The 20169-nt window shown below is 37.2% G+C and carries 16 protein-coding genes; 3 read left to right on the top strand and 13 right to left on the bottom strand.

What is annotated here, in order from left to right; all coding sequences use genetic code 11:
• Positions 1-65 precede the first annotated feature (65 nt).
• From BZZ03_RS03880 to BZZ03_RS03865, 4 genes are read right to left on the bottom strand one after another with little or no spacing between them, the layout of a single operon-like run.
• Positions 66-1238, bottom strand: a complete 1173-nt coding sequence (locus BZZ03_RS03880) for an EndoS/ChiA family endoglycosidase (RefSeq protein ID WP_086582563.1) — start codon at positions 1236-1238, stop codon at positions 66-68.
• A gap of 35 nt (positions 1239-1273) precedes the next feature.
• A complete protein-coding gene (locus BZZ03_RS03875) occupies positions 1274-2593 on the bottom strand; it encodes a glycoside hydrolase family 125 protein (RefSeq protein ID WP_086582562.1) in 1320 nt (439 codons plus the stop codon).
• Positions 2571-5195 carry a glycoside hydrolase family 38 N-terminal domain-containing protein gene (locus tag BZZ03_RS03870; protein ID WP_086582561.1) on the bottom strand — a complete coding sequence of 875 codons (2625 nt, stop codon included), beginning with the start codon at positions 5193-5195 and terminating at the stop codon, positions 2571-2573. The genes BZZ03_RS03875 and BZZ03_RS03870 overlap by 23 nt, the downstream gene beginning before the upstream one ends.
• 30 nt (positions 5196-5225) lie before the next feature.
• Positions 5226-6566 carry a PTS sugar transporter subunit IIC gene (locus tag BZZ03_RS03865; RefSeq protein ID WP_019293899.1) on the bottom strand — a complete coding sequence of 447 codons (1341 nt, stop codon included), beginning with the start codon at positions 6564-6566 and terminating at the stop codon, positions 5226-5228.
• A 177-nt stretch (positions 6567-6743) separates the two neighbouring features.
• On the opposite strand from BZZ03_RS03865, the gene BZZ03_RS03860 reads away from it, so the two are divergent.
• The 3 genes from BZZ03_RS03860 to BZZ03_RS03850 all read left to right on the top strand — a co-directional run bounded on the left by BZZ03_RS03860 (position 6744) and on the right by BZZ03_RS03850 (position 9929).
• Positions 6744-7457, top strand: a complete 714-nt coding sequence (locus BZZ03_RS03860) for a GntR family transcriptional regulator (protein WP_061413122.1) — start codon at positions 6744-6746, stop codon at positions 7455-7457.
• Between the two features lie 148 nt (positions 7458-7605).
• Positions 7606-8301 carry a metal-dependent transcriptional regulator gene (locus tag BZZ03_RS03855; protein ID WP_019292310.1) on the top strand — a complete coding sequence of 232 codons (696 nt, stop codon included), beginning with the start codon at positions 7606-7608 and terminating at the stop codon, positions 8299-8301.
• 71 nt (positions 8302-8372) lie between these two features.
• Entirely contained in the window at positions 8373-9929 is a 1557-nt protein-coding gene (locus BZZ03_RS03850; protein WP_086582560.1) for an Nramp family divalent metal transporter, read from the top strand.
• 35 nt (positions 9930-9964) lie between these two features.
• On the opposite strand, the gene BZZ03_RS03845 is transcribed toward BZZ03_RS03850, so the two are convergent.
• The 9 genes from BZZ03_RS03845 to BZZ03_RS03805 form a co-directional block, all read right to left on the bottom strand.
• The gene (locus tag BZZ03_RS03845; RefSeq protein ID WP_019292312.1) at positions 9965-10663 is read right to left on the bottom strand and encodes a TIGR00266 family protein; all 699 of its coding nucleotides are present in this window, start codon (positions 10661-10663) and stop codon (positions 9965-9967) included.
• Positions 10664-10758: 95 nt separating this feature from the next.
• Positions 10759-11274: a hypothetical protein gene (locus BZZ03_RS03840; RefSeq protein WP_019293345.1), complete on the bottom strand. Its 516-nt coding sequence runs from the start codon at positions 11272-11274 to the stop codon at positions 10759-10761.
• A 130-nt stretch (positions 11275-11404) separates the two neighbouring features.
• On the bottom strand, positions 11405-13354 hold the full coding sequence (locus BZZ03_RS03835) for a cation:proton antiporter (protein ID WP_019293346.1): 1950 nt from the start codon (positions 13352-13354) through the stop codon (positions 11405-11407).
• 112 nt (positions 13355-13466) lie between these two features.
• Positions 13467-14198, bottom strand: coding sequence for a class I SAM-dependent methyltransferase (locus BZZ03_RS03830; protein WP_086582559.1), 732 nt, complete (start codon positions 14196-14198; stop codon positions 13467-13469).
• Positions 14199-14326: 128 nt separating this feature from the next.
• Positions 14327-15544 carry an MDR family MFS transporter gene (locus BZZ03_RS03825; protein ID WP_019293348.1) on the bottom strand — a complete coding sequence of 406 codons (1218 nt, stop codon included), beginning with the start codon at positions 15542-15544 and terminating at the stop codon, positions 14327-14329.
• Positions 15545-15653: 109 nt separating this feature from the next.
• Complete coding sequence (gene ndk / locus BZZ03_RS03820) at positions 15654-16070, bottom strand: nucleoside-diphosphate kinase (RefSeq protein WP_019335827.1); 417 nt, start codon at positions 16068-16070, stop codon at positions 15654-15656.
• A gap of 141 nt (positions 16071-16211) precedes the next feature.
• Complete coding sequence (gene clpB / locus BZZ03_RS03815) at positions 16212-18815, bottom strand: ATP-dependent chaperone ClpB (RefSeq protein WP_061413128.1); 2604 nt, start codon at positions 18813-18815, stop codon at positions 16212-16214.
• 158 nt (positions 18816-18973) lie between these two features.
• On the bottom strand, positions 18974-19603 hold the full coding sequence (locus tag BZZ03_RS03810; protein ID WP_061413129.1) for an SDR family oxidoreductase: 630 nt from the start codon (positions 19601-19603) through the stop codon (positions 18974-18976).
• 88 nt (positions 19604-19691) lie between these two features.
• The gene (locus tag BZZ03_RS03805) at positions 19692-20132 is read right to left on the bottom strand and encodes an Rrf2 family transcriptional regulator (protein ID WP_019335830.1); all 441 of its coding nucleotides are present in this window, start codon (positions 20130-20132) and stop codon (positions 19692-19694) included.
• Positions 20133-20169: the final 37 nt, after the last annotated feature.

Genomic DNA, 20169 nt, shown 5'->3' with positions numbered 1-20169 from the left:
AAATAGACCCTAGAAAAAGTAAAATTTCCTAGAATCTCATCTATTTTTTATTCAATAACGAAAGTCTACTTCATGAGTTGTAATTCATACATTGGGTCATATTGAGGACTTACACCGTCATTGGCAAAGTTATCGCTTGATCCAAGCAAGACTTTATTAACTTCATAAATTGACTGAGCTTGATTAATCCTATTTAAAACAGTTTGATAATTCTCTGCTCCTTGTCCAACACGCTTCCAATGATGTAGTGCTATATTTTTTGTCTCTTGGAGAGTAAAGCCTTTGGCCTGTAAAATGGCTGTTTTCGTCCAAAGGAAGTTAGAAGGCACAATATGATTTAGATCAAAATTGTTATATGTTCTTCCATCACGGTCTAAGGCATAAAGAAACATGCCATACAGTTTATTTTCTGCTGTATATTTTGCTACTTTGTAAATATTACTTTCTTCGTAAGGTTCTTTAGCATCGTACCATCTATTACGGTCTTGCTCTTCCGGAAAGGCTAAACCAGGCATAAATTGTTCTTTTGGAATTACCCCGGTATAATCTTTTATTGCTCTGGCTGTGCGTGTGTCATCTGACCCATATTGTTGGTAACCAAGATATGTAAAACTGTCAGCAACGTCTTTCAAAGGATTGAGATTGGAACCATTGGTATCATAAACAAATACAGTTCCGTTCTTTGCTAGAGGCCCAATATATTTTGATAATGCTCGAATAACACCATTTGACAGAGCAATATCTGTAGTACTTGGATACGTTTCCATGTCAATATCTAAGCCATCAAGTCCGTATTGGCGTACATGCTCGTCTAACAATTGATTCGCATAAGCATCAAATTCTTCTGGGGTTGGAAAGTTGCCTGCATATGGAATTTTTAAAAGCTCTGAATAATCTATTGCCTTAGTCAACTTTACACCTCGAGTATGTAAGTTGGGGACATAAGACTTTTTAAGCTTTTCAAAAAAGGGGGCAGCGGCATCTTCTTGACCTTGAGGGACATAGCTAAAAACATTGACAATATCAATTCCATAAGGAATATCATCCATGCTTAACCAATTTTCGTCTGTAAGGCTGGTATTGACACCTTTCATTTCCTTATCACGCCATGCACGGTAGTAGACCATAGTTTTCGCTTGCTGGCTGTCTTCTTGTGCCTGCGCAGAGATTGGACCAAAAATAAGCATACCAAGTCCAACTGTAAGCAAACCCAAAATATAGCGTTTCATTTTTTTCATCTTGCCTCCTCCTTAAGAAAACATTTTTAAAAATTTTATTTGTTTTGACTAAACTTTAAGTACCGAAAAACTAATTGACAATAGGTCATGTTTGACCAAGAGAACCATTCGCGAGTGTAATTATTTGGATTGTCCACATCAATCCCCTCATGGCACTGGCCAGTTCCTCCATCTGTGGCAACGATTGTCTCTATCTGTTTTTTCATTTTGTCTATATCGTTTGTTGTCAATCCTTCCATAGCTAAAGCTATTGGCCATACATAACGTGGCGGCGTATGTGGGCTACCGATGCCATGCAAATATTGTCCCACATAATAATAAGGATTTTCTTCACTTAAGCATTTTTCTCTCGTTTTTGTATAAAGCGGATCTTCTGTTTCACAATAGCCGAGGAAAGGCAAGGAAATTAGACTTGGCACATTTGCATCATCCATAAAGAGTTGTTTACCTAAACCATCAACCTCATAGGCATAATAAGGATTTTTTTCAGACGAAACTAGACCATAAGTTTGAATTCCTTCTGTTATTTCTTCTTGAAGTTTCTTTATTTTTCTTTTTAATCTTGTAGAGTGATGCTCCGGAAGCAGCTCTAGAAGTTGACCCAAAACCACTAAGATAAAGCAATTTCCTGGAATAAAATAACCGTACTTACACGCATCATCACTCGGTCTAAAGGCGCTCCAGACCATACCTGTATAACCAATTGGTTCTCCACGTCCTTCATGAGATAGTGTATCGGATGGCGGGCAATTTGTTCTTTTAAAAATATAGTCTGAGCTTTCATGATGTTGCTCCGTAATAAAAGTGTCGAGAACAAGTTCAACTGTTGCCCAATAATCTTCCTTAAGGTGTTCGCTATAGCCTGTATGCTTGTAGAGTTGATAAGCCAGGAATAACGGTGCACACAAGGAGTCAATCTCAAATTTTCTTTCCCAGACTAAAGGCGATATTTGAACATTAGAGACATCTTGACTATAGTGATTGTCTGTTGGTTCTTTATTAAAAGCATTGGCATAAGGGTCATGATTAATATAGCGTAATTGTTGCCTCAACACACCGTGAACCAAAGATATTATCTCCGGAATAGAATCCGCCATTTCCAAATATGGGAGTATTTGAAAGGTAGAATCTCTTAACCACATTGCCGGAATATCACCTGTGGCCACAAATATTTCCCCATTTTCACGTACTGAAACGGTGTTTGAAATAGTATCCACTATGGCATCTTGAAAAAGTGATGTAGCTCGGTCATCCCATAGACGAATTGTCTCTGCATGTTTTTTAATCTTGGAGATTAACTCTTCTTGTTTTATCAACTCCTTTGTCCTCCTACTATTTTTTGAAAAAGATACCATAAGTTCTAATTTCACCTGGTCTAAATTCTTCCATTATGAGCTCTTCGGCAGAATCTTCAAGATTGCCAATAATTTTACCTTCCAAGTTTAACAGCTTAATTGTTGCTGGCTCTTGAAGTTTGATGATTCCCGGCATATCTTGGGCAGTATCACAGGGATTATAGAGCCGTAGTTGTATTCCTCTTTGATCGATACTAGTTTCCATGCTGCTGAAGGCTACTTCACTGTTTGCTAAAGCTATTACCTGTTGCTCTTTTAATTCTAGCTTCTTCTTGTTTATAGGGAAATATTCTATTGGTGTGCTAAAACGATTGATTGTCTGTGTTTGGTAATATATATTTTCCTGTGTAGTGAGTAGGTATTGATTTTGGAGAACTGCAGCATCAAAATCAGTGTCTATCACGATATTTCCTTCAAAGAAAACATCTCCTAAAAGTTGGCTATCAGGTGTTTCAACCTCTCTGGTTTGCAAACCAGAAGCATCTCCTGGTCGTCTTTGTGTATCTGGTCTTCCTAGGTAACCAACACCTCTAAATATCGTAATAGCAAGCTCTTGCTGATCCTTATCAAGAACTTGGAAATCTTTTGTTCCTTTACTTAAGAAACTCCAACTGGTCTTCGTATCATGAAGATTGGCGAAGTGAATCATCGGACGCATGCTTGTGGGTTCTTCTTTATATCCTCTTGCTCGCCAATCTTGCAAGTGCTTTTCTTCAATCGGTCGATTGATAATACCAAAAGGTGTATCGCTGGTCGAAAACTCAGACTGAACATCTGTTTTAAGTACTAGGCGTAAACGATGATCAAGCACTTGATTATTCACATTTAGTCTAAGCTCAATCCGATTATCCTGCTTATTAAGCTCTAAAGTTAATATATATGTGACCTGTCCATCAAGTTGTCGTTCTTTCCGTGATGCCAGGTTATAAGGAAGTTTCCATTCGCCTTCTACAATTATTCGACTTAGTAATTTTCCTTGTTCCACATGAGAAGTTTGACTGTTATTAAAATTCAGATTTAAGATCCAATCCGCAAAGGCTGGTGAATAATCGTAGGTATCTCCTTCATCTCCTCCATCTTCAAAAGATAGAAAATCTAAATATTTTTTTCCGTTCTTCTTAAGGTAAAGATTGAACTTCCCCTCGGTAAACTCAATCTGATAAAAATCATTTTCAATCCTTGTTGCCTTTAGCAGTGTTTGAGGCTTTTCTTCCTCGGCACTAACATGATAATGTACATAGCCCATGGCTGGTAAAGTGCATTCTACTGCTATTGTACTAACATAGTAAGATTCATCAAGCATTTCCTCAGGATTTCTGCGAAGTAATGCTGCATTTTCTGTTACTTGCTCAATAATCTCAAAAGCTACCTTCTCTCCTCTGTCGTCAGTGAGTGAAAAATGTTTATTTTGTGTAGAAAGTTTGACTTTCTTTATCACTTTAAGCTCAAAAGGAAGAGGATTCCACATGAAAAGACTGTCTTCTTGATTCCTATTTAGTGAAATAGTTAATTTTCTGAGCAAGTAGTCCATACAAGACTGAGCTTCCTGTAGGCCATTTATCCCACGCATATAGATATCCCGGTTGGTTTTATCACTATTACAACCACCAGCACTGTCGTGTGCTTGACCGCGGCTTACTATCTTCCACAGGCTATCTATTAGACCTTGTTTAACAGGAATGCCATAACGTGCAGCTAAAACAGACATTGGTTCTAACTGATAAGTTAAGAGACGCTCCAGTTGATCATAGACTTGTTTTAAGTCATAACGTGATGAATAAATACCACGGTGAATTTTGGAATCTATTGGCTCAATAAACTCGCCCTTGATATCTAGAAATTCTTGGGCATCTTTTTCGAGTGCCTTGAAAAATTGCGGGTAGTTACTTTCAATAAACACTGTTGATTCTTCAATTTCTTGATTTGCCTTATCGATCCTTGTTTTTAAATTAAAATCAACTGCACGCTGATCTCCTCCCACCGGTAAAAGATGTGCGTTGCTATTTGTATGTGTTGATATTCTTTCAACAAGGTCTGAAAAATCATTCTTTTCTACTAAATCAACTCCCGCATAGTAACCATTTTTAATATTGGCTGTCAGTACTTTTGAACCATCATTACTTGACCAATAAAAGTAGCGTGTGTTCGCTTCATTCGGCATCCCGCGCCAAAAAAGGGCATGTTGGATATCAAAGCCATGATAGATTTTCGGCATGTCTTGACTTTGACCAAAAGAATCTGGCAAGTAGCCAATTCTCATAGCGCTGCCTAGTTCTTCTGCTTCACGAATACCAATACGTAGATTTCTTACTATTGATTCCCCAGAAGTTGTCATTTCATCAATTTGTGTGAACCAAGGTCCGACAAAGAGTCTGCCCGCCTGGACAAATTTTTTCAGCTGTTTTTCTCTTTCAGGAAAGAGACTGAGATAATCTTCGACAATTGACATTTGACCATCTAAAGTATAAAAATCCAACTGATTACTTTCCAAAGCTTCTAAAACTTCATCCATGTGAAAAATAAATTGCACACGTGCTTCTTGTCTTGTAAAATACCATTCAAAATCCCAGTGAGTATGTGCAACAGTATATACTTTTTTCATGGGTACTTTCCTCTATTTCTTATTTAAATTCTATTCTGCACTGAGCATTGCTGCTTGTTCAGCACGTTCTTGTTTTTGGTTAAGAATTACAAAAGGAGCATATAAAACAATGTCTAAGACAACCAAAACAAGAGTCAATATAACCGGACTAATATGGAAGGCTCCTAAAACCCAGGTACTGATAAAGATAGGTTCATTTCCAGAATTCAGGACGACCAGAGGAACAACCCAGCCAATCGATGTTACAATATAAGCGATAACAGCGTTAATCATTGGGACAAGCACCCAGGGGATAAACATTAACGGATTAAGAACGATAGGAAGGCCGAAGATAACCGGTTCATTTATCCCAAAACATCCAGGTATTAAAGCAAGTTTTGCCACTTCACGTTCTTTTTCGCCTTTCTTAGTAAAGATAAGCATCGCGATAATTAAACCAAAGGTCGCACCTGAACCACCAATCATGGCATATACGTTGGTCATTGTATTTGGCGCAATAGAAATGCCAGCAAAACTTTGTGTTTCAGCAAATTTTGCTACATTTTCTAAGAAAATAGGGAGCCAGAAAGCTGATACGACACCCCAAACGATATTGAAACCATGAAGGCCGAGGAACCATAAGATTTGTTGGAGTAGAATAACGATGAGAATGGCAGGTAATCCTGTACCTACTGTTAGCAAAGGCTTAATAAGTACTTCAGAAATCATTTGCAGTAATGACACATAACCCAAGGATTGTAGGGCAATCCGAATTGCGCCAAAGATTAACAATACACCACTAATCGGAATTAATGAGAAGAAAGAATCAAATACATTTTGTGGCACATTGCCGGGCATTTTGATTGTAAATTTACTTCGTGTAAATCGTGCAAATAAAGCTACGGCAATTAAACCAACGATGAGGGCAGTAAACATCCCTTCATAGCTGAAAAATGAGGTTGAAAAACCTTCAACAATATCCGCTTTCGGATCCAAATAATTAACGTTATTGGGTACCATCACGAAATATGCTGCAAAGGCTAGCAAAGTTGCAATGATTGGATTAAGTTGGCTGTTTTTTTCATTTCTTTTGAGCTCGAAAGCATAAGAATATGCTGAAGAAAAGACCACAATAAGTGCAACAATACCTAAGGTCGCATTTCCGATATAACCAAACAGATTACTGATATTCGTCAATAAAGCATTATGAATATCTTGGTTTTTAATAAGGGCATCAAGCTGCATTTTGATCAGATTAGAGAAGGAACCTACAACCGTGAACGGTATTGTCCTTACAAAGGCATTTTTAATGGCCTGTAAAATCGTATTCCGCTCCACCCAAGCAGATACTTTTAGTAATGGTTCTTGAAACTTCTGCACATCAATTTTCATAATACGCACTTCCTTTTTCTTTTTTTAGAAGCCACTTCCATCAAAAAGAAACCGCTTCCGTTTTTTATTATATACAATTTTTTAAAATTTGTAAAGACGAATACAAAATTAATGTAGACAAATCATATAAAATGTTATATAATATATATACAAATTATAAAAATCGAGGTATACAAATTGTACAAATACCGTGAAATTTACGCTGACATCAAACGAGACATCCTGACCAACCATTATCGAGCGGGAACGCTTCTCCCTACACAAGAATTCTTTGCTGAAAAGTATAATGTGTCACGTATTACTTTAAAAAAATCTCTCACTTTATTAGAAAACGAAGGCTTAATCTTTAGTAAACAAGGCTCCGGAACTTATATTCGTCCGAGAGTGGAAGAAACCACAGAGCTTCTACCTTTAGATTTACCGATTGGTGTAACTTATTCGCATCGTGATCAAGAGATTAAAAGTAAAATACTCTTTTTTGATGCGCGTTTACCTTCAACAGAAGAGCAAAAGCATCTTCTATTGAATAAAACAGATCCAGTTTACGAATTTAAACGTCTTCGTATTTTGAATGGCAAAGCGTATAGTTTTGAACATGTTGTCATGCCAAGTTATATCGCTCCCATCACCGAAGAAATCTTAGAAGGCTCTGTCTATGACTATCTGGGACAGGAAGCAAAACTACAGTTAGTAGATGCTAAACGTGTCATTTACGCCGATCAAGCCGATGAGGAAGTGAGCAAAAATTTGGAGATTGAACGTCATTCGCCCGTCCTCGTTATTGAGCAAACTGCTTACGACCAAAAAGGACATGCTTTTGAATTTTCTAAATCCTACTTTATCAGTAACCAAACCAAATTTGCACTTGATATTCATCTCAAAAAGAACTAAAGCGATTAAAAAGCCACAAATTTAAAAATGTTTGTGGCTTTTTAATTTGCATTTGCAAATATCCTCCTCATTAGGTTACCCTTGTATTATTGAAAAATAAATAAGGACGTGCTATAATGTTCTTGTTATAATATAAGGAGAAACTCAGGTGTTAAAACTAACAAAAAATGAGCAGGATTATCTTAAGGCTATTTATACCTTGGAACGTGCGGGAGATGATTCAGCTGTCAGTATACAACTTATTGCAAAAAAATTATCTGTTGCTGCGCCTAGTGCAACTGAAATGATTAAAAGATTAGCAAAAAAACAACTTGTAGACTATGCACCATATCGTGGTGTAAATTTATCAGAGCAAGGCAATGTTCAGGCTCGCTTTATTATTAAAAGTCATCGTGTTTGGGAAAGTTTCTTAGTGGACAAACTTGGCTATTCTACAGAGGAAGTTCATGATGAAGCTGAAAATTTAGAACACGCCTCTTCGCCAAAGCTTGTGGAATACCTCTATGCTTTATTAGATTATCCTGCTGTTGATCCACATGGTTCAACCATTCCTTCAGAAGTGTTTTGGAAAAAAAATAAAGTAGAAATTCCGCTCAAGCAAGCTGAGGAAAACAAAAGTTACTATATCACGACTTTAAACGAGGAAGCACAAGCCTTCTTTGAAAAGTTAAACATTAACATCCCGCACTTTATTCAGATTATTGAGCGGCTTCAGGATGGATCAATTATTCTGAAAGAGGACAATGGCCAAGTTTCGGTTATTCCTCAATTTTTACAAGAAAAAATCTTACTAATGCAAAGAACTGGAACCGTTGCTTCTGCTTTAGAAAACGAAAACACCTAGACATTTTCTCTTATATTAACAGTAATATTAAAAAACAATGTTGAGTATAGTTCAACTTAGAGAAGGTAAAAATGAATGATTTTAAAAATCAACCACATAAGTTGATTTATCATACAAACGGAAAGTCTCTTCAAGAGATTAACGGCACAGTAAAAGTTCCAAAAGATGGTAAATTTTTTAGGACACTTCTTGCATATTCAGGACCTGGAGCTTTAGTGGCTGTGGGTTACATGGATCCGGGAAACTGGTCAACCTCAATCACAGGTGGACAAAATTTTCAATATTTATTGATCTCTGTCATTTTGATGTCAAGCCTAATTGCTATGCTCCTTCAGTACATGTCAGCAAAACTTGGGATTGTTAGCCAGATGGACCTCGCCCAAGCTATCCGTGCACGTACCAGCAAAACTTTAGGAATCATCCTATGGGTACTTACAGAGCTTGCGATTATGGCAACAGACATTGCAGAAGTTATTGGTGCAGCAATCGCACTGTATTTACTTTTCGATATTCCGCTTATTCTAGCGGTCTTCATTACGGTTTTTGATGTCTTTTTACTCTTGCTCCTCACAAAAGTAGGTTTTAGAAAGATTGAAGCTCTTGTTGTGTGTCTAATATTAGTGATTTTATTTATTTTCACCTATCAAGTTGCTTTGTCTAATCCCGATTGGAAAGGAATTGTGGAAGGCTTTATTCCAAATACACGGACCTTTGCTACTTCCCCTTCTATTGCAGGAATGACACCTTTAACGGGAGCTCTTGGTATCATCGGGGCAACTGTAATGCCACATAATCTCTATCTCCATTCTTCAATTTCACAAAGTCGTAAAATTGACCATGATGACGATAAAGATATCGCTCGAGCTGTTCGTTTTTCAACTTGGGATTCTAATATCCAATTGAGTTTAGCTTTTGTTGTTAATTCGCTTTTGCTCATTATGGGTGTTGCTGTATTTAAGACAGGTGTCATTGATGACCCTTCATTTTTTGGCCTTTACGATGCCCTTTCGACACCAGATTTATTAAGTAATGGTGTACTCGCGGATGTTGCTAAGACAGGTGCTTTATCTACCTTATTTGCCGTAGCTTTACTGGCTTCTGGGCAAAATTCGACAATCACGGGGACTTTAACAGGACAAATCATAATGGAAGGATTTATCCATATGCGGATGCCAATGTGGGCGCGTCGTCTAATCACGCGCTTACTATCTGTCGTTCCTGTCTTGATTTGTGTTACGATGACACGTGGCTACAGTCTAAAAGCACAGCATGAAGCCATTAACAATCTCATGAATAATTCGCAAGTCTTTCTTGCATTTGCACTGCCCTTCTCCATTATTCCTCTTCTAATGCTTACAAATAGTAAAAATGAAATGGGTAAATTTAAAAACAATTGGATTGTTCAACTCTTTGGTTGGTTCTCTGTCATTGCGTTGACTTACCTTAATCTTATTGGTCTACCAGATCAAATTGAAAGTCTATTTCCTAAGAATCTTGCCTATCTTGCAGATGGAACCGCAATTCTACTTATTGTTTTAGTAATTGCTTTACTCATTTGGACTATATTTGAACTCTACCGAGGCAATAGAAAACTCTCACTGCTTAATCAAAAAATATCAGATTCATAAACATAAAAAAAGCTATCACCGATAGCTCTTTTTATTTAACCATTACTTGGTAAGAAAGGGATGATTGACTCAGCAAAAGCCTCCATATTACGGCTTTGAATCATGATTTTACCACGACCTTTAAATTTGTTGACAAGCCCTTCACCAGTTTTAAAACCAAAAGTTCCAGAAGCGACTTCGATTGAATAATCAAGCGTTTTGCTCCATGCAAGGACGTGATGATTGTCCACGATATATTCTTCTGTACCATCTAATTCAATTTCGACAATATCACCATAGCCATTAACTAACATACGGCCACTTCCTTGTGTTTCCATAACATAGAGACCACCAGTGCCACCAAGAAGAGCTCCACTTAGTTTTTGTCGTTCCATCGTATAGTGAACATCGCCATCACTTGCAAGGAAGGCCCCTGTATTCAAACGCCATTGTTCTTGACCAATATTAAGTTCTTTCACAGCACCCGGAGTAGCTGGCGCCAAAGTGATTTGACCATTAGCACTGCTTGATTTGACCTTAGTGATAAAGAAACTTTCACCGCTTGTTATTGAGCGCCCAAGAGCTTTCAAGGCGCCACCAATACCACCTCTCCCATTGCTATTCATCTTACCTTCAAGCGTAACTGAAGGGTTGTGGTAAACCATTGCTCCTGACTCAATCTGAATTTCTTCCTTATCTTGCAGAGTAACATGTACAAGTGGAAAAGCTGATGTTGAGCTCAATTGATATTCCATAAATTGGGGCCTACTTTCTCATTTTTTCTCATTATAACATAAAATTAAAGAGAGTAAAAAGCCTCTTGCTCAGGTCAAGAAACTTTTTGCTCTCTTTATCTATAATCAATAGTTTGAATTGTTTTGCCTTGATCATCGGTAAGATTCACAACAAGTTGAGGATGATTTACCCCAGAAGCTTTCATTGATTCTAAAACTTTATCGGCAACTTTTTCTATCTGATCACCATTTGTTGCTAAGATGCTGTGAGATAAGAAGCCATTCATTTTAGAGGAACTTACTGTATATTTTACTGTCTGTCCATCTGTTGTGGCTTGGGCCGAATCAATAAAACCTTGCGAACGACTCACAATATTGCTGGCATTTTGATTCAGTGTTGAGACAATCGCTTCTGGACTGGCTGGAGCAATATTTCCTGAAGCATCAGTCAAACTTTCTGAATAGGGAATAACTTTCGACAGAAGATTATCCGTATTATTGGCAATTGCATAACGCCCAAGCAAAACAAGACCTCCCACAAAAAGCGCAAGCACGATAATAAGCCCCACAAGAAAACCAATTAATCTTCTCAAAATTCCTTTTTTATTTCTTTTTGATCTTCTTGAAACCATAATCTCCCCTTATCTGTGAGCAACTTATAAACGGCCGTCTGTCACAAAGACATTTTAAATTTAATTATTATTTTTTATTTTACAGTACTTTTCTTAAGCGAAAGTTATTATAAAAAAGCCTTAAGGCTTTTTATTGATTTTGTAGTTGTAAAACTTGCGCGTTATTGATTTCTTTAAAGAGTTTGTTGCTTGTTTCTTTTGAGATAGTTTCCGATTTCACCTGATCCAGTACATACTGATATTCAAGTTGGAAAGCTTCAATAAGTAGTTCGTTAGGCACGATTGTTTCTTCTTGAATTTCATTTCGCATACGGTAATGTCTATTTTCGAAGACTCGCTTCACTTCTTCAATGTCGCTGAAATCAGTAACCTTCTTCTCAAATCGTTCTCTTTCAAGACGATTTAATTTTTCCATTGTGGCCTCATAAAGAACATCCTCTAAATGCCCAAGTTCATTTCTTACGGCTATGAATTCTTGCATCTCACTTTGATCAGCTCCACGTAATCGACTTCTTCTCGAAAACATTCTTCTAATTTTTTTACTCATGGCACGCTTGCTGCTATTCTCCAAGTAAATTCTGAAGTAGTCAATAGCTTTCGCTGAAAAATTTTCTTGAATATCTGAACTATCCAAAAATGCTTCTTGCCAGGTCACAATGTTTTCTAAGAGTCGACTACTCTTATTATGATCAGGAATTTGCAAACCTTTTTGTGATTGCAATTGCTTTGTTAAGCTACTGCGCACCTTACTGTCCTCTATCACTTGCATCATATGTAAAATAGCATAGTCAACCATATCATTTCGAACACTATCAATGTCGTCTGAACTTGCAGCTTTCATTGGTGACAAGAGTTTAGGCAAGATAAAGGTAGGCACAATAAGGCTGAGCAAAATGACTATTGTTGCCATACTAATAATAATCTCTCTATTCTCAGTGCTCAAAATAGCAGTATTCAGAGGTAAAGAGAAGGCCATTGCCAATGTCATTGTTCCGTGTGCTCCTGATAGAGCAAAAATAGTGGAGTCTTTACCGCGCTCTTTCTTATCGTTTGAGAAGAAATGTTCGATAGAACGATTACCTCTTTGATTAGTCCAAAATTTTCGTATAAATAACATCAGCACGTAAACCAAAGCACTGATAAAGAAGAGTATAACAGCTTCTTCTAAGCCCAATGATTTAAAGATATCCCAAATACCAAAGAGACTTACTCCTAATAAAATAAAGACAAAATTGTTGAGAATCCCACTCAGTATTTCCCAGATGGTATTATTGGTGAGTTGAACATTGGTCGACGTAAGTTTAAGCATATCGCCTTCAAAATTATGGATTAATCCTGCAGCAACAACTGCAAGTACTCCAGAGGTGCCAAAATGCTCAGCAAGCAAATAAAGAGCAAAAGGCGTTAAAATAGAAATCGGAATAATCGTCGCTTCTGGATTTGTTGCCCGAAGATTAATCGCAATGCGAATACGAACTAAGAAAGTCCCGACAATTAATCCAATAAGTATTCCCCCAATGGAAACAAAAGCAAACTGGCCAAGTCCTCTCCAAATACTAAAATGACCACTTTCCAGCACCGAAAGCCCCAAACTTAAGAGGACCAAACCTGATGCATCATTGAAAAGAGATTCAAACTCGACAGCTTCATTTACGCCTTGTGGCATTTTTTTACCCGCAATAATAGATTTAACAGCAACAGAGTCTGTTGGCGTAACAATAGCAGCAAAACAAATTGCCAAGGGGAAAATCCAGCTGCCCATAATATTTGTGGTCAATGCTGCAACAAAGAGTACAGTTACAACAGCTAAAGTAATGGAGAGAAAGAATATTCCTCTGAAATTTTTTCTAACTTCTTTCAAAGATGTTTTACTGCCTTCATTAAACATTAAAGGTGCAATAATTAACATCATGAAAAACTCTGGCTCCAACTCAAAATGCCTAAACTCTGGTAAGAAACTCAGAAGAATTCCTACTCCGATCAAAATAAAGGTTTCAGATATTTTTGGGAAAAATTCTTTGATTACATTTGCCGCAATGACCCCAATCAACATTACAGCTATGAAACTAACGGCTGACATAAAATACCTTTTCTAATTTTTTCTATTTCTTTAGTATACCACATACTACGTCATACAAACAATCCTCCTGTGTGAAAATCAAAAGCTAGGAATAATTATTCCTAGCTTTTCTTTATTTTTTCCTTGCAGAAACAATCAACATCATCGGGCGTCTCAGCTCATCATGCATTTCTTCAAATACAAGCATTTGTTTAGGTGGCTGAGGTTCAATCACATGTTGAAGTTCAAAGCCAAGTTGTAGCAATGTGTTGAGATATGTGGTTAAAGTTCGATGATATTTAGTTACTTCTTCTCCTAAGAAGGACACCTTACGTTTTCCCTCGTAGAAATAATTGTCTACAGGAAAGTACTCTTTTTTCCCTTTTGCATCATAAATCCAATCTTGCAGGCCAGATGCAGTAAAAAGAGGATGTTCTACCGAAAACACAAACTGACCGCCCGTAGTTAAGCACATGTATATGTTGGAAAAAAGCATGGGCAAATCTTCAATGTAATGTAAGGCTAATGAGCTCAGAACCACATCAAAAGAATCCGGTTCAAGACATAAGTCCTCCATAGCGATGCATTGATAAGTTATTTTCTCATCTGAGTTTTTACTTGTCGCTCTTTCCAGCATTTTACTCGAAATATCTGTGCCTAAGACATAAGATGCTCCATTGTCAACAGCATATTTGCAGTGCCAACCATATCCACAGCCAAGGTCCAAAACTTTTTTGTTCTGAAAATCAGGTAAAATATTTCGTAGCTCTGACCATTCCCCAGCAGCTTCTAACCCTGATTTTGAACGCTCCATTTGAGCATATTTTGAAAAAAATTCTTGATTATTATATTTGTTTTCTTTCACTTGTTATTCTCCCATGTAAATTTTATTTATACGTTTACATGGGTAGAAACAATTTTTTGAGCAATAATTCCTTCTGACATTATTTTTACTCCTTTGTTTTTTATTATAACATGGACCGTTTTAAAATTCTATGAGGCTTCATGCATTCGAATAGCCCGCAGTGAGGGAAGGATACTTAAAAGGATAATTATTCCCATAAATATAGCCATGCCAATATTCCCATAGAGTGCTGACAGCGAAACCAAAACACCTGAGAGTACGGAAGCGACTGGCTGAGTCACTGAAAAGGCGCCCGTATAAGTCCCAACATGATCACCTTCCATCAAGTCGGCTCTCAAAGCTTGAGAGAAAGGTACAAGAATCATTTCGCCCAAAGTAGCAACTACTGCTGCTGTAACTTCCCAGCTTAAATTATGACCTAAAAAGGCAATAATAAAACCTAAACCTTGGAGAAAAATTCCTAATGTAATCCCTGTGCTCCGCGACCAATTTTTAGTTAGTTGATTCATTTTACTCATAAAGAGTACGATAATCAAGGTATTGATCAATAGGAAAAGTGTCAACATCCGTTGACCATAAAGTTCCAACCCTAAAATTCGTGTTGTTGAGAAACTGTCACTTAGATGTACTGGCAAGTAATAGTCAATTTGATTAAAAATCATCGCAATAAAAACCGAAGCAAATAAATAAGACATAAAGATGCTGTCTTTAGCCACAAAGAAATAAGCTTTTATAATATTTGGCGCTTTCTTTTGATGTTCTTGATGCGGGTCAAAAGACTCATCAATCCAAAACAAGACAACGACAAAACTCAAAATTTCTTCAATAGTGATCACCAGCAAAAGCCAGACCAAATAATCACGGAAAAACCAGCCAGAAAGTCCCGAACCAATCATAATAGCAAAATTGATAATCCAGTATTGAATACTGTAGACTGTTCTCCGGTTTTCACTTGTTGTTAAATCAACAATCATCGCTTGACTGGCTGTATTAAAAAAGCCAAAACCAAAATTCACGATTAAAAATCCGAAAAAGGTTGTCCAAGGATTAAAGTAAAATCCCGAGTTAGAAAAAGTTGCCAGTGCTGCTCCAACTGCAGTTACTGCAGTTGAAAAAAGCATGACAGGCCGACGACCTTTTAAATCTGTCAAATGTCCCGCATAAAGGCCAACCAAAAAAACCATAATAGAGCTCACAATAAGCAAGAGTCCTGTGATACCAGCACCCATATATTTATTATAGTAAATTGTCATGGAGCCACCAACTGTACTAAAGCATAGTGCTCCTAAAAAATTCATCACTAACCTAATTTTAATGGTCGGATGAAGTCCCCAAAATTCTTTCATATTCTTCTCCTTGAATAAAATAGCAAACAAAAAAAGACTTCCCTTTAATGTTTGGAGCTTTGTCGCTCAAACTTCCATGGAAAGCCTTTGTCCTTGACGTTATTTCTGTTTATGAAAACCAGAGTGCTATTTCTCGCTCTGCAGATTCCGGTGAGTCTGATCCATGGACAATATTTTTAATGGCTTTACCTTTTTCAGGTGATTGAGCAAAATCTCCACGAATAGTCCCTGGTTGAGCTTGACTAGGATTAGTTGTCCCCATCATTGTGCGCCAGCAAGAAATAGCTTCTACACCAGATATCACACCAACAACTACTGGTCCAGAAGTCATATAACTACGAATACTTGGATAAAAATCTTTATCAACTAATGCTTCGTAATGCTTGTCAATCAAGTCTCCATTTGGAGCAGAACGTCGCTCTAGTTTTTCTAGCTGAAAACCACGCTGCTCGATTCGTTTCAATATTTCACCTACAAGACCACGTTGAACGCCGTCAGGTTTAATAATAAAGAAAGTTTTTTCCATGATTGACTCCTCCTATATATCGTGTTTATATTTTACATCTAAAAGCTATAAGTTGTCAAGAATTATCTGTAAATTTCGACAAAATACTATTTTTATATACAAAAAGCCCGAGATAACGCGGGCTTTTCTCTTTTTCTTCAATTATTCTTCGATGGGTAAGATATCAAAGTCAATTTTATTGTCGACAAGTTTGACAAGAACTTTAGTTTTTGGTGGAATTTTACCTGCAATAATTAATTTAGCAAGTGGATTTTCAATAACTTTTGTCAAGTAACGTTTTAATGGACGTGCACCATAAGCTGGTTCATAAGCATTTTCTGCAATCCATGCTTTGACTTCTTCACTAAGTTCTAGTTCAACAGACATTTCTTCAAGACGTTGTGTCAATTGACCGGTCATCTTCACAATAATATTTTTAATATTATTCAATGACAATGGTTTGAAGAGAATAGTATCATCAATACGGTTGAGGAATTCTGGTTTGAAATGCATCCGCAATTGTTTCATCACTTCTTCAGTTGTTTCTTCAGATATTTCACCTTGATCATCAACATTGTCTAGCAAATATTGTGATCCGACATTTGATGTCATAATCAAAACAGTATTCTTGAAGTCGACCAAAACGCCTTTTGAATCCGTCAAACGGCCGTCATCCAAGACTTGCAACAAGATATTGAAGACGTCTGGGTGAGCTTTTTCAATTTCGTCCAACAAAATAATTGTATATGGGTTACGGCGCACAGCTTCTGTCAGTTGACCACCTTCATCATAACCAACATATCCTGGAGGAGCTCCGACAAGACGGGATACACTGTGTTTTTCCATATATTCACTCATGTCAATACGAACCATGTGTTCTTCGGAGTCAAATAAATTTTCGGCCAAGGCTTTAGCTAACTCTGTCTTACCAACACCTGTAGGTCCTAAGAAAAGGAAGGAACCTAAAGGACGATTAGGGTCTTGAATTCCTGCTCGAGCACGAATAATAGCATCAGACACAGCTTCAACTGCCTCATCTTGCCCTACTACACGTTGATGAAGAGTTTCTGGTAAATGAAGGAGTTTTTCACGTTCACCTTCCACCAGTTTTGTCACAGGAATACCTGTCATACGGCCCACAACTTCCGCAATTTGTTCTTCAGTGACAGATTCTTGAACAAGACTGAGATCATCTGATTTTGCTTTGCTTTCAAGATCTTTCAGTGATTGTTCAATTTCTGGAATTTTACCGTAACGTAAGGCCGCTGCTTTTTCAAAGTCACCTTCATTTTGTGCTTCTTCTAATTCATGGCGTGCACGTTCCAGTTCATTCCGTTTATCAGAAATATTGCCCACTTCTTTCTTTTCAGCTTCCCATTGGGCTTTAAGTTGATTGTTTTCTTCACGAAGTTCTGCAATTTCTTCACGAATGATATTTAAACGTTTCTTCGAAGCATCATCACGTTCTTTTTTGAGCGCTGCTTCTTCAATTTCCAACTGCATCAAGCGACGGTTTGCTTGGTCGAGTTCTGTTGGCAGAGAATTCATTTCAACACGAATTGTTGCGCTGGCTTCATCGACTAAGTCAATCGCTTTATCTGGCAAGAAACGGTCTGTAATATAACGATCAGAAAGTGTTGCTGCTGCAACCAATGCGTTATCGTGGATTGTTACACCGTGGTGAATTTCAAAACGTTCTTTCAAACCACGCAGAATGGAAATAGTATCTTCAACTGTTGGTTCAGTAACTAGAACTTTTTGGAAACGACGTTCCAAAGCTTTGTCTGTTTCCATATATTTACGGTACTCGTCCAAAGTTGTTGCACCAATTAAATGCAATTCACCACGTGCAAGCATCGGTTTCAAAAGATTACCAGCATCCATTGAACCTTCAGTCTTACCAGCACCGACGATCGTGTGTAACTCATCAATAAAGAGAATAATTTGTCCGTCAGATTTTTTAACTTCATTCAGTACTGCTTTCAGACGTTCTTCAAACTCACCACGGTATTTAGCACCTGCAATAAGTGCCCCCATATCCAAAGAGAATACTGTTTTATCTTTTAGATTTTCAGGTACATCTTTACGGACAATACGTTGCGCAAGTCCTTCAACAATGGCTGTTTTACCTACACCAGGTTCACCAATTAGAACCGGGTTATTTTTTGTTTTACGTGATAAGACACGAATAATATCACGAATTTCTTCATCACGTCCAATTACAGGATCTTGTTTTCCTGATTTCACTTGAGCAACAAGGTCGACGCCGTATTTTTCAAGTGCTTTATATGTATCTTCAGCATTTTGGTTTGTCACTTTATCACCTCCTCGTAGGTTTTCAATTGCTAATTTCGTTTTTTCTTTATTCATTCCATGGCTAACCAGATATTCTGTTAAAGGATTTTTCTTTAACTCAAAAAGGGCCAAGAGTACAATTTCAGTTGAGAGATATTCATCACCCATATCTTTGGCAATCTTATCTGCTGCATTGAACAAATTAAAGAGATCTGCGCTAATATTTTGACCATAGGTAATATTGCTTCCCTCAACAGAAGAAATTTTATCTATTTCTTTTTCAATAACTTTTGTAAATTCTTCAATGTCAATTTCTGAATCTTTGTAAAAATTAAAGGCAAAACTGTTCGGTTGTACAAATATTCGCCATAAATGTGGAATTTCAATCGCTTGATGATGGCGAGTCTGCGCAATTTGTTGCGCTTCATAAAGCGATTTTTGCATACTTGTTGTCATTTTTTCGATGTCCATAATGCACCTCGATTCATTTCATAGTAATGTAGTATTTTTCTCATTTTTCTTACTACCTCTTAATTATACTCTTTTGGTCAGTAAAGGTCAAACTATTTGCTCATAAATTTACATATAAAAATAAGAGGGGTTTTCTTGAGAAAACCCCTCTTATTTTACTATTTTTGAAAAACGCTGATACGTTGTCCGACATAATTTCCTTCCAGTGCAATATTAATCATCGCTTTCGCATAGTCTGCATAACTAATCACACTTTCGCCTTTGTCATTAACCGTAAACTCTTCTCCCGCAACAACATAGTCTCCAGTTTTTTCACCATCTGCTTGGAAGTCTGCAGCAGGGCTTACATAAGTCCATTTCACATCCTGACGTTTTCTCAACGCAGTTAATGAATCAGACATAGCTGTTGCCAATGGTTTGAAAGCATCTGGGAAACCTTCTGATTGATAAAGTGCCAAATCATGTTCTGGATTAAGATAAAGACTTCCGGCACCACCAACAATCAACAAGCGCTTGTCCGTACCTTCAACAAGATCAGCAAGATGTTGGATTGAAGTAGTATGTTGCTCCAAGCTATCTTCTGCCCATGTTCCAAAAGCATCGATAATAACATCAAAATCCTTGATGTCTTCTTTAGTTAAATCAAACAAATCTTTCTGGATAGAAGATGGAGCTACTGTTTTGTTTTCGCCTCGAACAATTGCTGTTACATCCAAGCCTCTGTCTACTGCTTCTTGTACAATAAGACGACCAGCTTTACCATTTGCTGCTACTACTGCTAATTTCATATTAGACCTCCATGTCTTTTTTGTTGTAATATTTTTTGTTACAACTAATTCTACATAAGCTTTTATTAAATGTCAACGATTTGGTTTCTTAAGGATTTATCGCCACATAATGATCAATATCAGTAATTACTTCTTGTAAACTCATCGCCTTCATTTGGTCTTCCATCGCTTTTTGAATTAAATCAAGTTTATCATCCAGTACCTGATGGATATTTTTCCCGACAGAACAGTCAGGGCTGGGATGTTCGTGAAAATGGAATAAGCCATTTTTATTAATGACTTCAACCGCACTATAAATATCGAATAAACTAATGTCTTCAATTGGTTTAGCGATTGCAGCTCCACCACTCCCGCGTACAACATGCACTAATTCGTTAGCTTTCAGTTGCTGTAATACTCTTCGAATAATCACGGGATTTACATTAATACTTGTAGCCAAAAAATCACTGGTAATCTTATGTTCTCCCTCAAAGGTATGGATACAGGCAAAAATATGAAGTGCAATCGTAAAGCGACTTGATATTTGCATTTTTTTCTCCTTCGACTCTCATTTTACCTTAAGTATA

Origin of the sequence: Lactococcus petauri (assembly GCF_002154895.1) — a bacterium.
Taxonomy (GTDB): Bacteria; Bacillota; Bacilli; order Lactobacillales; family Streptococcaceae; genus Lactococcus; species Lactococcus petauri.
This window is presented reverse-complemented; position numbering and strand designations above follow the sequence as displayed.